The 14165-nt window shown below is 42.7% G+C and carries 14 protein-coding genes; 4 read left to right on the top strand and 10 right to left on the bottom strand.

Features of this window, described 5'->3' with window-relative positions; translation table 11 throughout:
* Positions 1-281: 281 nt before the first annotated feature.
* Entirely contained in the window at positions 282-698 is a 417-nt protein-coding gene (locus tag L3V43_RS11505; protein WP_237116503.1) for a MerR family transcriptional regulator, read from the bottom strand.
* A 154-nt stretch (positions 699-852) separates the two neighbouring features.
* Between L3V43_RS11505 and L3V43_RS11500 the strand changes: the two genes are divergently transcribed.
* Positions 853-1773, top strand: a complete 921-nt coding sequence (locus L3V43_RS11500; RefSeq protein ID WP_237116504.1) for an NAD-dependent epimerase/dehydratase family protein — start codon at positions 853-855, stop codon at positions 1771-1773.
* 137 nt (positions 1774-1910) lie between these two features.
* Here the strand turns inward: L3V43_RS11500 and L3V43_RS11495 are convergent, their stop codons facing one another.
* From L3V43_RS11495 to L3V43_RS11485, 3 genes are all read right to left on the bottom strand, one after another.
* On the bottom strand, positions 1911-2219 hold the full coding sequence (locus L3V43_RS11495) for a hypothetical protein (protein ID WP_237116505.1): 309 nt from the start codon (positions 2217-2219) through the stop codon (positions 1911-1913).
* A 111-nt stretch (positions 2220-2330) separates the two neighbouring features.
* Positions 2331-3344 (bottom strand): protease SohB, encoded by a 1014-nt coding sequence (gene sohB / locus L3V43_RS11490; protein WP_237116506.1) that lies wholly within the window; start codon positions 3342-3344, stop codon positions 2331-2333.
* Positions 3345-3447: 103 nt separating this feature from the next.
* Positions 3448-5877, bottom strand: a complete 2430-nt coding sequence (locus L3V43_RS11485; protein WP_237116507.1) for a VolA/Pla-1 family phospholipase — start codon at positions 5875-5877, stop codon at positions 3448-3450.
* A 196-nt stretch (positions 5878-6073) separates the two neighbouring features.
* Here L3V43_RS11485 and L3V43_RS11480 point away from each other — a divergent pair, with 196 nt between their 5' ends.
* Entirely contained in the window at positions 6074-6817 is a 744-nt protein-coding gene (locus L3V43_RS11480) for a YciK family oxidoreductase (protein ID WP_010604961.1), read from the top strand.
* A gap of 302 nt (positions 6818-7119) precedes the next feature.
* On the opposite strand, the gene L3V43_RS11475 is transcribed toward L3V43_RS11480, so the two are convergent.
* The 6 genes from L3V43_RS11475 to L3V43_RS11450 form a co-directional block, all read right to left on the bottom strand.
* Positions 7120-7524, bottom strand: a complete 405-nt coding sequence (locus L3V43_RS11475; RefSeq protein ID WP_010604962.1) for a GFA family protein — start codon at positions 7522-7524, stop codon at positions 7120-7122.
* 273 nt (positions 7525-7797) lie between these two features.
* Positions 7798-8658 (bottom strand): 23S rRNA pseudouridine(2605) synthase RluB, encoded by an 861-nt coding sequence (rluB, locus tag L3V43_RS11470; protein ID WP_010604963.1) that lies wholly within the window; start codon positions 8656-8658, stop codon positions 7798-7800.
* Complete coding sequence (scpB, locus tag L3V43_RS11465; protein ID WP_010378581.1) at positions 8655-9242, bottom strand: SMC-Scp complex subunit ScpB; 588 nt, start codon at positions 9240-9242, stop codon at positions 8655-8657. The genes rluB and scpB overlap by 4 nt, the downstream gene beginning before the upstream one ends.
* 53 nt (positions 9243-9295) lie before the next feature.
* The gene (locus L3V43_RS11460; RefSeq protein WP_211866237.1) at positions 9296-10090 is read right to left on the bottom strand and encodes a segregation/condensation protein A; all 795 of its coding nucleotides are present in this window, start codon (positions 10088-10090) and stop codon (positions 9296-9298) included.
* Between the two features lie 11 nt (positions 10091-10101).
* Complete coding sequence (locus L3V43_RS11455; RefSeq protein WP_010378577.1) at positions 10102-10722, bottom strand: L-threonylcarbamoyladenylate synthase; 621 nt, start codon at positions 10720-10722, stop codon at positions 10102-10104.
* Positions 10723-10726: 4 nt separating this feature from the next.
* Positions 10727-11572: a PHP domain-containing protein gene (locus L3V43_RS11450; RefSeq protein ID WP_235367753.1), complete on the bottom strand. Its 846-nt coding sequence runs from the start codon at positions 11570-11572 to the stop codon at positions 10727-10729.
* A gap of 437 nt (positions 11573-12009) precedes the next feature.
* Between L3V43_RS11450 and L3V43_RS11445 the strand changes: the two genes are divergently transcribed.
* Together L3V43_RS11445 and L3V43_RS11440 are read left to right on the top strand one after the other, a co-directional pair.
* Positions 12010-13587 (top strand): anthranilate synthase component 1, encoded by a 1578-nt coding sequence (locus L3V43_RS11445; RefSeq protein WP_237116508.1) that lies wholly within the window; start codon positions 12010-12012, stop codon positions 13585-13587.
* Positions 13580-14161 (top strand): aminodeoxychorismate/anthranilate synthase component II, encoded by a 582-nt coding sequence (locus L3V43_RS11440; RefSeq protein WP_237116509.1) that lies wholly within the window; start codon positions 13580-13582, stop codon positions 14159-14161. Before L3V43_RS11445 ends, L3V43_RS11440 begins: the two co-directional genes overlap by 8 nt.
* Positions 14162-14165: the final 4 nt, after the last annotated feature.

Below are 14165 nucleotides of genomic sequence, written 5' to 3'. Positions count from 1 at the left end.
AGAGCAGCACCTTATTTAGGGTGACTCAAAGTGACTGTTTATCAATACATACAAATAGTAAATGAGAGATAAATAAAAGAAGCAACAAGGCTGTTAAAACAACCTTGTTGGATGAGTATTACTTGACAGCAGCTGAGCGTCCATATATGTCATCAATGATTCACTATAGATTTCATTGATTTGATTGCTTTCAGATATCGCGCTGATCTTGATACTACTCAGTTGACAAACATTACAAAAAATAATCTCCGCTTTGGCAGTTTACTGCGCTTTTTTTGCATCTACCTCCTCCCTTTACCCATCCCCATTTGTGATATCACTCGCTTGGCATTGTCGGCACACGCCATGTCACCTGGTTTGGCTTCTATGTCATTAAGGATGGAGTTTAATTGTCGTTTGTTGTCTGCAAGCTTTTTCTCCATCAGTTCAATATCAGCAAGTTTTTGACGTAAAGCGTTAAGTAACTGATCATGTTTCCAGTCACTTAGATCACTCGGAAGTAATTTACTCAACTCATCTAAACTAAAGCCTGCCTTTTGACCATTTGAAATTAAATGCAATACAGTTTCAGCTTCAGGGGGATAGGTCCTATAACCATTGGCAGCGCGCTTAACTAATTTAAGTAGGCCAATATCCTCATAGAATCGAATTTTCGACGTCGCTAAGCCTGTTCTTTTTGATAATTCACCAATTTTCATAAACTCGAGTTCCTACTGCACTCAGTCTGCTACCTTAAATGAAAAAATCTGTGCTTATCCCAAACAATAGCAGATAACAGAAATTAAGTATTGACCTTCAAGTTTACTTTAACCTTATGCTTGCACAAAACAGATACAAATTAAGGTAATTTTTATGCAAACAATACTTGGAGCAAACGGCCAAATTGGTAGTGAACTCGCCCGAGCTTTAAAGAAAGACTTTACCGATAACATTCGTCTTGTCAGCCGAACACCAAAAAAGATAAACAACACGGACGAATTACTCAGCGCTAATCTACTTGACGGCAGTCAAACGCAAAAAGCAGTAGCAGGCTCTAAAATTGTTTACTTAACCGCAGGACTGCCGATTGACACAAACATGTGGGTTGAGCAATTTCCTATTATGATGCGAAATGTAATCGATGCGTGCGCAAAACATAATGCCAAATTAGTGTATTTTGATAACACCTATATGTATCCGCAAAGCAATGAACGTCTCACAGAAGAAACACCTTTTTTGCCATATGGCGAAAAAGGCAAAGTTAGAGGCCTAATAGCGAATATGCTGCTCGATGCGATGAGTACAGGCCAAGTCAATGCGATGATTTGCCGCGCGCCTGAGTTTTATGGACCGGGTAAAACGCAAAGTATCACCAATACAACGGTTCTTGATAAGCTGCGAGCAGGCGATGCTGCGAAAGTATTTATCAGCGATAATACGTTACGTACCTTGATATACACGCCAGATGCTAGCAGAGCAATGGCGTTACTAGGCAATACCTCTGATGCGTATGGCCAGACATGGCATCTACCATGTGATGACAATCGACTCACTTACAAGCAAATCGTTAACTTAGCGAGCGAAATACTCGGCATTCAAGGCAAGTATTCAATATTAAAGAAATGGCAGCTATCACTGCTAAGCATTTTTAGCAAACCTATAAGAGAAACACGAGAACTGTTACCTCGATATGCAGTCGACAACATATTTGTATCAGATAAATTTAAGCAGCGCTTTACGGAGTTTGAAATTACCACTTACCGAGATGGACTAACAACAACTCTCAAGGAATGACGACGTTATTTAATACCTAGATCATTAGGCGTTAAGTTAAGTGCTACAACTAACACACGCTTTGGCGAGGAACAAACACTTAGATTGCTAAACTTGGACTCTGTACGGGAAATTGCCCCGCACAGAGTTGATGCTTTTTATCTCATCCCTTTAAGAATTTCGACAATTTCTAGGGTGTTTTCAAGTACCCTGATGACCCTACCTTCAACGCTTATCGTTACCAAATCCCGATCTCTGTCGCGATAAATCACTTTGCCATGGTCGTAGATATCTGGATCTAAGCGTTCTCCAACTTGGAGCTTTTTTTGCCAACCTGGTGGAAGTGGCTTGCCCTGCTTCAACTTTTTCTCAAGGCCCGGTGGTAACTTCTTCAGTTTAGCATTCGCCTGATTTAAACCTAAAGTCAGACTAAAGGTAAGTAGAGAAAGTACAATAACTTTATTCATAACAACCTCTCTTTTAGCGCGGCATCATGCGCTTTGTGAACACAATGCCGTCTATAAAGTATTGTTAATAGTTTGAAATAAAGCTTATTGATATAAACTGAACAACAATCACTAATATTTAGACTGATTTAGTTTTGTTAACGCTTTAACGGAGAAACGTTCAATGGCGAGCCCCAACTGAAGTCCAAACTTCTCAGCAACGCCTTTTTTAGCCTTATAAGCCACTTTATAAAGTTGGTGACTTTCATTTAGTGACATGAGTAAATCGTCGCTGGTTGATATTTCATCAACTAGTTTAAGTTCTAACGCTTGTGTACCAAACCAATGTTCTCCAGTGGCCACTTTCTCAATATCGAGCTCGACACGGTTATCAGAGACAAAGTGTTTGAACAGACCATGCGTTTCTTCAATCTCCTCTTTAAACTTTTCTCTGCCTTTATCCGTATTTTCACCAAACAGCGTGAGTGTACGCTTATATTCACCAGCGGTTACCATTTCAAAGTCAACGTTATTCTTTTTCAATAAACGATTGAAGTTGGGGATCTGCGCAATCACACCGATTGAACCAATAATTGCAAATGGCGCTGCAATAATCTTATCTGCAACACAGGCCATCATATATCCGCCACTTGCAGCAACCTTGTCTACACAGACGGTTAGAGGAATACCCGCTTGCTTGATACGCGTAAGCTGCGATGCACCAAGTCCATAACCGTGAACAACCCCACCACCACTTTCTACAGACACAATAACCTGATCCTTTTCTTTATCTGCAATCGTTAAAATAGCGTTGATCTCTTCTCTTAAACCCGAGACTTCGTGAGCGTCCATACTCCCGTTAAATTCAAGATAAAAAACATTTTTCTCTGTTTCTTTATCTTTATTTTTTTGCGCTTTTGATTGCGACTTATTTAGGGCTTTTAGCGCCTTTTTATCAAGCGTTTGCTGCAAAAACTGCTGCTTAGATTGCGCCAAGCTGTCGCTTAAATCGGTAACTTCTATTTCGCCCTTTTTCGATTTTGGTTTTGAGCTTGCTCCCACCATCAAAATAATGACTACTGCAATACCAAAGATAACGGTTACTGTCTTGGCTAGAAATAACCCATATTCAAACAAAAATGCCAAGTCGTTCTCCTCATTTAGCTCATAAAGGGGCCCATTTAACTCAATATTAAATAGACACAAAAAAGGCCGCTAGCTGCGGCCTTTTATAGTCTCGAAAAATGTCTTAGTTTGCAACAACATCCGGGTTAGATACTTGTAAAACCAAACCCTTTGACTTCAAGAAGCTTGCAACTTGTGTTTGCATTTCGAGTGAAGCTGCGGCGTGTCCTGCTGCTGTACCACCGGCTCTTTCATCAAAGCCTGTCGTCAAGATTGAACTATGATGGCCCTGAGAGAACTTCACTACATAACTTCCAGGTGTTCCGTCTTGACTCATTTGCGTTTCGCTTGCAGGCATTAAGCCCATGAAACCAGCAAGTGGTAAGCTACCTGACAAGAAGCTGCGTTCTGTTGTTGGAGGAATAACCAAGTCAGCAGCATTGCCATCAACACCACCCGTAACAACGCTCATATAAACTGGCGTTTGTAGCGCTTTCACGGAAGCTGCATAGTTAAGTGGATCGGCACTGCCTAATGCCGTTTGTGCTGCAAAACCAAACTGCGTCACCGTACCATCAATCAGTGCAAGTGTTGCGGTATCTTCAGCCGCCTCTAGCCCTGCTCTAAAGGTTGCATAAGCACACGACACAAACTCACTTTGTACAGCAACAAGCGTACCACAGTCAGCAATTGCGCCTTCTTGCAGATAGGTATTAAACGCTTGCGATGCTAGGTTACCTGCAGAGCTCAACACTGAACCTTGTACAAACGGGCCAAATGATTTTGATTCAATCAAGAAATTAGCAATACCCGAACCACCACTTGCAAGCGCTGCTGACTCAACTTTAAAGAAGCCATCAATTGCTGGATTTAATGGTGTATTGGTTTGTGCAAGGAAGCTTGGGCCTACAATAGAACCAAGTGAGTGACCTAGGTAACTAACTTGTTGAGTATTAAAGTTAACTTGACCGCCAGATGCTAGATTAATGAAGTTTAAGCCTAAACGTAAACCCATTAAATCTGCTGCTGATTGCTTTAAGTTATCACGCGCAACCAACAACGATGTAAGGTTCATGTAGGATAACACGCTACCTGTCGAGGCATTAAAATCATCAGTGCCATCACCATCGATATCTAAACCGCGAGCACCGTGCATTGGGTGATCGATCGCAACTGTGGCAAATCCTGCTTGTGTTAATGACAACGTCAAACCAAGCATGTCTTCTTTTTTACTCGTGATACCATGTTGCAAGATAACAACAGGCCAGCCGCCTTCTGGGCGCTGAGACTCATCCGCAGGCATTGTGATTTGCACAGGAACATTAGCAAGCCACTGCTCTTTAGGGATTGGATTGTACTTAGTTAAGAACTTAGTACCATCTAAACCTAAATCTCTCAACTTTCCACCCGAAAGTGTATTACAAGCAATATCATTTGGTTCTGTTGGCTCTGGTAAACCACCAGCTTGCGCCGCATATCCAGCGACAGCTACCGCGCTGTCGCAGCGAGCTTGCCAATAGGTATCAGCTAGCGCAGAGATATCTTTATTTTTTGGTTGTGATAAGTACTGAGGTAGTTGTATTTGACCTTGCAATAAACGTACGCTTCTAAAAGCAGGTAAAATAGCATCAGGCACTTTTCCTGCAAGTGCATCTGCAACGGTGATCACCGGTTGTGCAGGTACAGCGACAACAGGGTTAGCACCACCTTGTAATTTAGCGGCTAACAATTGCTTAGTCGCCGCCAATGCGTGGCCTGTCGACTGTGTCGTCATTGCAGCTGTATATATAATCTCTTCTTTACTCACCGAACCCGCTGCAGTTACCGCCCCTTCATAGCTACGAATCACAGCCTGAAGAGACTTCTGAGCATCAGTTACCAATGGCGCGTCTTGGCGCAATAAGGTGTAAGTCGAAGAAGCATCTACACTTTGACCTTTTGAGTCTTTAAGACCTTTGGTCAAAACAGTAATGTACGTAGTTTCAGGTTTGAATGGTTTAACTGGGATAATAACTAAACCGTTACCTGTGCTATTAGCCATGGTAACAAAATCACCATCAGGGCCAAATTGTAATTCAGCAATTGGCTTACAAGCGATACCTGAAGGCACCTGAGCACAGTCTTCGTCGGTCTGTAATGGTCCACCCATTGCAACTTCAAAAATTCGTACAGAGCCCGGGGTCATGACGCTTTGCGCATCGAGTGTCAAACCATTCGGTGTCGTCATGTCGATAACGTAAGGCATTTGCGTCGACCAACCATCTAAGGCGCCAATCACAATACTTGGGTTTGCGTAGCTTGCACGCGTTACCAGAGGGTTACCTTCACCATCTTTCACTCCTAACATTTCGTCAGGTAGGTTTAAGGTACCGTCTTGAGTGCCGGATAAAAGAATATCGTTTGGAACTGAGATCACACCACCTGATGGATCAAATTTAACAGAAATCGTTGGAGAAACGGGTGTAGTATCATTTTTTACATCTTCTAACGTTTCACCGCCTCCACAGCCAGCGAGTGCTGCTGATACTGCGAGTGAGAGTAGCATTTTTTTCATTTTATAGGCTCCGACATAATCTTATTATTATTGTGATAATTCTCGTTAAATCTATGTAATTGCATTTTTAATAAGACATTAGACCAGTTAAACTTAACTCAAACTTTGTTATTTCGCCAGCCATATTTACAATAAATTCGCTAACTTGCTACGGCATTGTGATAAAATAGCCCAAACATCTTAATTGGAGTCCAGAATGCAGACTTATCAAGCTCCTGAAAACGCACTTGCGAATAAAACGATACTAGTAACAGGTGCCGGCGACGGCATCGGCCGTGTTGCGGCAATTAATTACGCCAAATATGGTGCAACGGTTATTCTATTAGGCAAAACCACCAGTAAACTAGAAGCCGTTTATGATGAAATTGTTAACGCCGGTTACCCACAGCCTGCAATTGTACCTTTAGATTTACGTGGTGCAACCAAACAACACTTCCGAGACTTGGCTGCCACTATCGAGCAGCAATTTGGTAAGCTCGATGGCTTGCTAAATAATGCTTCTATTTTAGGCTCTTTAGGTCCAATGGAACACTTTTGCGTTTCAACCTTTGAAAACATAATGAAGGTAAACGTAACAGCCCAAGCGGTGATCACTAAATCGCTATTCCCAGTAATGAGAAAAGCGCCTAATGCTTCTATCGTCTTTACTTCATCGGGTGTAGGACGTAAAGGTCGTGAGTTTTGGGGAGCGTATGCAATTTCTAAATTCGCAACCGAAGGTATGATGCAAACTTGGGCCGAAGAAGTGGGTAAAACCAATATTCGCATCAACTGCATTAATCCTGGTGCAACAAGAACAAGTATGCGTGCATCAGCATTCCCAGGTGAAGATAAAGATAAACTAAAAACACCTGAAGAATTAATGCCAACATACCTGTACTTGATGTCTGATGACTCAATCGGAGTTAATGGCCAATCTTTAGATGCCCAAACCTACTAACTAGTAATATAGAAGGCTGCAGATCCATAGTTGCAGCCTTCTATATTAACCTGAGGTTTGGATAAGGAATGTTCCAACTCATTGTTGCTAAAGCACAACTTAGTTTTTTCCTTGCCTAGCCAGAGAGTTTTAGGGAAAACACCGCTTCCGCGTCCTGCTCTCGCTAAGGTACCTACATCCTGTAGGCAAGGCGAATTTACGCACCAATAGCTGGCTATTGGAAGTGAATTCAACGCAGTTAGCGATAAAACTCGCTGCTAGAAAGGCATTAATTATCCGCAGCTCAGGTTATATTACTTAAGTTAATCTCTCGGCAAGGTTTCAAACGCCAGCACTTGCTCTAATTTTTCATCCCACTTCGCTTTACTCGCGATAAATAGGTGTGCAGTTGGCGTAAGACTCGGCGCATCATCTAAGCTACCGGCAGGTACAACTAAACCAACAGGCTGCTGGTTTGGTAATGCAGAGCCACAACAAGTACAAAAGGCTTTAACGTGCTTAGTATTCGGTAAAATAAAGCGGGTTATTAACTTTTCGCCCGCAAGCCAAGTTAGCACTGCATTTTGAAAAAATAAATTCGCAGCATGTGCGGAGCCTGTGTCTTTTTGACAATACTCACAATGACATAAATAAAAGCCCTGCGCGTTGCCCTCTACAAGATACTTAACCTGACCACACAGACAACTACCAGCAAACATCTCTTTCATTTGCATCTCCTTATCAAATACAAAAACACCAGCTCACTAGGCTGGTGTTCAATACCAATTAGTCTTAATACTTGATCAATTTGAAGGAGCAAATCTGACGCTAACTACGTTAAAAACTTCTCATTTAGAACAACTAAATAGCAAAATTTTTGCCTTGCCTATATGGATGTAGGTACCTTGGCGATAGCAGGACGCGGTAGCGGTGTTATCGACAAGATTTTCTCGCCTCAAAATAGCTCACTTAAATAAGCTAATTGGTATAAAAAGCTTAAATTACTTTCTTCTTGGGGTTTTGACCCTTTGATTATGCTTTTTCACTGCTTTGCGGATCTTATTAATTTTCGCGCGCTTGTCTTTGCGCTTTTCTGGCATAACCGACAACTTAGTTTGCTGCTCGGCCCTCATGCTTACCGATTTACGTAGGTAGTTAACATCTTCTAATTTTAATTCTTCCCATCCACCTTGTGGTAAACGCTTATTAAGCTCCAATTTACCATAGCGGATACGGATCAAACGCGACACTTCAACATCTTGCGACTGCCAAAGACGTCTAACTTCACGATTACGCCCTTCCGTCAGTGTTACATTGAACCACTTATTCAGACCTTCACCGCCAAGTGGCTTAATCTTAAGGAATTTTGCAGGACCGTCTTCTAGCTCAACACCTTTGGTTAATGTACGCAACGTTTGGTTTGTTACTTCACCAAATACGCGAGCAGAATATTCACGTTCCACTTCGTATTTTGGGTGCATCAAGCGATTAGCTAGCTCACCATCATTGGTAAAGAGCAACAGGCCTGATGTATTGATATCTAATCGCCCAATAGCTATCCAACGGTCACCATCTAACTTTGGTAGCCTATCGAATACAGTACGACGACCTTGAGGGTCGCGACGAGTACACAGCTCACCTTCAGGTTTATGATACATAAGTACGCGACAGATGCGCTCTTCTTGCTGCTCTATTTTAACAATATGTCCATCTACACGGATCACCGAAGTCTCTTCCACTCGGTCTCCTAGCTTGGCAACTTTTCCATCTACACTTACGCGGTTAGACTCAATATACTTTTCCATTTCGCGTCTTGAGCCAACGCCAGCTCTTGCCAATACTTTTTGTAGTTTTTCACTCATTCAGATGGTTCTCTCACAGAAGGATCGTTTAATAACTGTTCTATTTTCTCATTATGTTGTTCCGGTAATCGAGGTAATTCCCCAAGACCAGATAATGAGAAGTAATCTAAAAATTGTTTTGTCGTTGCATACAATGCAGGCTTACCCGGTACCTCTTTGTAACCCACCACTTTTATCCACTCGCGATCTATCAAGCTTTTGATAATATTAGAACTCACGGTGACCCCGCGCACTTGCTCTATTTCGCCTCGAGTGATTGGTTGCCGGTAAGCAATCAATGCCAAAGTCTCAAGTGTAGCACGTGAGTATTTTGGTGCTTTTTCCTGCCACAGTTTACTTAGCCAAGGGCTCAAGCTCGGGCAAGCTTGAAAACGGTATCCAGTACCAACCTCAACCAGCCTTACACCGCGAGTTTGATAATGATTTACCAATGTTTCCAGTGCCTGATCAATACGCGGTGATGACACGCTGATATCTTCCAGCACAGTTTCTTTTAAGCGCTTTTTAGATAACGGCTTATCTGAAACGAAAATCGCTGCTTCAACCAATTCAACCAGTTGTTCATCGCTAACGCGTCTTTTCATATTTTATGCTTGAAGATAAAAATGCGGAGTATAGCAGAGGCTGCAGCCATCCCCTAGCCTTTTAAATGCAGGTAAATCGCCGCTGCTGTTGCTGACTGAATATAGTCAACTAATTGCTCCTTAATGAGTTCGAGCATGGCAATAAAAGTAACCACCACACCACTGCGCCCTTCGTCCAAGGTAAAAAATCGCACAAATTCTACCGGCTTATTCTGTTCTCGTAGCAATTGCAATATAAAGCTCATACGCTCTCGAGTCGAAAGTGCTTCTGCGGATATATGATGGTGCTCAAAGGTCTTGGCTCTAGCCATCACTTCCGACAGCGCCAAAAGTAATTCCCTCAGTTCAATGTCTGGGAATTCTGGCTCAGAGTCGGTACTACTGTCTACCAACGCATGAGCGACAAAGATATCACGCTCAACACGAGGGATCTCATCTAAATTCTCAGCAGCTTGCTTAAATTGCTCGTATTCCTGCAAGCGTCTCACCAGCTCTGCTCTGGGATCTTCCTCTTCCTCTAACTCTTCGTGTTTTGGTAGTAGCATTCTTGATTTTATTTGTGCCAGCAAAGCTGCCATCACTAAGTATTCACCCGCAAGTTCGAGCTGCATGTCCTTCATCATTTCAACGTACTGAACATACTGCTGAGTAATACTAAAAATCGGTAATTCTAGAATATCTAATTTATGTCTTTTTATAAGATAAAGCAGTAAGTCCAACGGGCCTTCAAAGGTCTCTAAGATAACTTCTAGGGCTTCGGGGGGAATATAAAGATCTTCCGGCTTTTCAATTACCGCTTCACCGTGTAAAAAAGCCAGCGGTAATTTCTGTTGGAGTGCTTCTGTCATCTCAACATGCGTTATTCAAAAGGCGACGTATCGCCACAGCCACGACGCAAAATTTCAATGGTGTCTTCGGACATATCAATAACGGTGGTTGCTTGCTCGATTAAATAGCCACCATGGATGATTAAGTCTACGTGCTTCTCAAGACGCATGCGGATATCATCGGGGTCAGACTCAGTAAACTGCTCTCCTGGCAAAATCAAAGAGCATGACATCAAAGGTTCACCTAGTGCTTCCAACAACGCGCAAGTAATTGGGTTATCAGTAACACGGATCCCGATGGTTTTTTTCTTCTCATTGAGCAAACGGCGAGGAACTTCTTTCGTCCCTTTAAAAATAAACGTGTACGGACCGGGCGTATTATTTTTAATCATTCTAAACATTTGATTATCGACACGGGCATAGGTCGAAAGCTCCGACAGATCACGGCATAAAAGAGTGAAGTTATGGTGCTTTTCGATGCCGCGGATCCGCTCTATCCGCTCCTTAGCTTGCTTATTACCGAGGTTGCAACCAATGGCATAGCCGGAGTCGGTTGGAAACACCACCACGCCACCTTGTTCAATTATATCAGCCGCTTGGCGAATTAAACGCGTTTGCGGGTTATCTGGGTGAATATGAAAAAATTGACTCATAAGCTTATTCCTCTTTGCCTCCCCAATGACGCCAAACTCCTTGACAATCTTTAGGTAAATACAAGTTACGACCAAGGTCGACCCAAGGCATTGGGAAGTGGAAATCTGACCCTTGGCTTGCTAACAATTCAAACTCTTGACTTAGTCGTCCCAAAAACTGGCGCTCAGTAGGCGCTTGCTGGGGCTGTGCAACTTCCATTGCAGCTCCCCCAACCGCTTTAAATTCAGCAATTAACTTTCTTAGCCACTTATTCGACATCTTATATCGAGCAGGGTGTGCCAATACACTTACTCCACCCGCTGCGTGAATAGCAGAAACAGCCGTTTGTATATCGCACCACTGACTTGGCACATACCCAGTTTTGCCGCGTGCTAAAAATTTATTGAAAACGCTTTGCACATTTTTAGCCACGCCCCGCTCAACCAGCACTTGAGCAAAATGCGCTCTGGTGATCTGCGCAGTTTGGGCAAGTGCAAGGGCATCTTCGTAAACATGCTCATAGCCCTTTTTGGCTAATCGCTCGCCGATTTCTTTTGCTCTGGCTTCTCGCTTTTGCTGCTGTTCGTGCAGCAACTTTGTTAATGCTTCATGCTCAGGGTCAAAATTCAATCCAACAATATGGATCTCAAAGCTTTCCCATTTTGTGGAAATTTCAACGCCATTGATAAGTTCTAACGTGAGATTATTTTGACTAATGTAGTCACGGGCAGGCTGGATCGCATCTATCGTGTCATGATCTGTAATTGCAAGAATATCAACGCCTTTTTCCGTTGCTCGCTCAAGCAATTCATCAACAGCTAAGCGGCCATCGGAAAAAGTAGTATGGCTATGAAGGTCATATTTAATCAAAATGTATTAACTATCTCTATGAATTATCAACGTTTTGATTATATCACAAGTTAACTGATACGACCTTAGGTTATTTTCTGATATTTGCCCTTGACACTTGTAGCAAGAATAGGGTTTACTGTAGCTAATTTAGATTAAACAACGAAATATTCACAAATGAACAAACAAATTCAAAAAAACATTTGGTGGTGGCACTCGAACTAAGCGGGTGTGTTTCGTTATATCTACGATTTATCAACCCGCGCAATGTCGCGGGTTTTTTTATACTTTTTAGAGGCTTATATGAACAACAATATCACAGTAAACACAATTTGGTGGTGGTGGATGCCCTAGCGGGACGGTATTGTTGTGTCTGAACAATAACCCCCGCAGAGCTCAGCTTTCGGGGGTTTTTTTATTTTCTAAACAGAATATCTAGAAATTAAGAGGAATGAGGTTTGATTTTTAGTCATATAACGACCACACCAGGTGAGGTCACCAGCATAAGACAAAGGCGCGATTATATTGCCAGCCCACTGTCTTTATACGCAGGTTTAAACAAAGCAAACTCGTTACTGCTCGAATCAGCAGAAATAGAGTCTAAAGACAATGTGAAAAGTATCGTGCTTGTGGATAGTGCAATTCGATTCGAATGTAATGGCGCCCAAGTCATTGCCAAAGCCTTGTCTAACAATGGTGCTCAGTTGCTACCGTACCTTGCGCAAAAGGTCACAAATTGTGACGTGATCCTCAATGATAATACTTTGACGCTCACGTACAACGCATTGGAAAGTAACATTGATGAGCATACAAAACTAAAAGCGGATAACGCCTTTAGTGCGCTCAGAACCTGTATCAATGAAATTAAACGTAACTCAGATACGCCGTTTTCCGTCTTTTTAGGTGGTGTATTCGCCTATGATATGGTGGCAAACTTTGAGCAACTTCCTGAAGTACCAGATGGGGACAACGACTGTCCCGACTATGTTTTCTATCTCGCTGAAACCTTAGTTGTGATCGATCATCAAGCACGAACTACTGAGCTCATTGGTAATGTTTTCAATGGCCCTGAAGTTCACGCCAATTGTTTTGAAGTAGGCAAACAGCTAGAAGAGCTAAACAGTCAATGTGACCAAATCACTGAATTTCAGTTTGAGCCACAAAGTGGCGCTGCAGACGTCAAAGTCAATGTGAGTGACGACGAATATTGTCAACACGTTGAAAAGTTGAAAACCAACATTATTAACGGTGACATCTTTCAAGTCGTTCCCTCTCGCACTTTTTCACTTCCTTGCCATAACTCACTCGCCGCCTATAAACAGCTCAAACTACAAAACCCTAGTCCTTACATGTTTTATATGAAGGATGAGCGCTTTGTACTATTTGGCGCATCTCCAGAGTCTGCACTCAAATATTGTGAGCAGAGTAACCAAGTTGAAGTCTATCCCATCGCGGGGACGAGACCACGAGGTAAGTTTGCTGATGGTAGTATCAATCCAGATTTAGATAGTCGCATTGAGCTTGAGCTGCGCAACGATCAAAAAGAGCGTGCTGAGCACCTTATGCTGGTTGACCTTGCTCGTAACGATGTCGCACGGATCAGTATTGCAGGTACTCGACACGCAAAAGAATTATTGAAAGTGGACCGCTACTCACAAGTCATGCATTTAGTATCACGCGTCGTTGGCCAATTAAAGCCGGATTTAGATGCGCTTCACGCCTATCAGGCTTGTATGAATATGGGCACTCTCGTCGGCGCACCAAAAGTTAAAGCCGCAGAACTTGTTCGCCATACAGAAAAGCAGCGTCGTGGTAGTTACGGCGGAGCGGTAGGTTATTTGATGGGCAATGGCGCGATGGACAGCTGCATCGTAATTCGCTCCGCGTTTGTAAAAGATAACGTTGCTTACGTGCAAGCGGGTGCGGGTGTTGTGTTTGATTCAAATCCACAAAGTGAAGCAAATGAAACCAAAGCTAAAGCCATGGCAGTGATTAAAGCAGTACAGTCCACGTATGAAGGAGCAAACCATGACTAAGGTATACTTTTTAGATAATTTTGATTCTTTCAGTTATAACCTTGTGGATGAGCTTAGTTTGCTAGGGCTCGATTTGGTCGTTTATCGTAACAATCTCTCTGCCGAAACCATTTTCAATAAAATGTGTGCAGAGGTTGATCCAGTGATATTAGTTTTATCACCAGGACCTGGCGCGCCATCGGAAGCAGGCTGTTTGCTCGCGTTAATTGAGCTATGTAAAGGTAAATTCCCCATGCTTGGGATTTGCCTCGGTCAACAAGCCCTAACCCAAAGTTATGGTGGTAAAGTTGGCAAAGCGGGTGAGACGGTACATGGCAAATCTTCTATTATTGAAGTGGATGAGCATCCGGTATTTGCCGGACTTGGGACGCAATTCCCTGTTGCGCGTTATCACTCTCTGATGGCAACAAGCGTACCACCAGCACTACAAGTGATCGCGAGATATCAGGCCATTCCGATGGCTATCTATCACAGTGAACACAAAGTAATTGGCTATCAATTTCACCCAGAATCAATATTGACCCCCAATGGCGCTCAGCTATTACAACAAAGTATCGCGTACCTTAGCGCTTAGGAGA

Source organism: Pseudoalteromonas sp. L23 (genome assembly GCF_021728455.1).
GTDB lineage: Bacteria > Pseudomonadota > Gammaproteobacteria > Enterobacterales > Alteromonadaceae > Pseudoalteromonas.
Note: the sequence above shows the minus strand (reverse complement) of the source record. Positions and strands in the feature narration are given on the sequence as shown.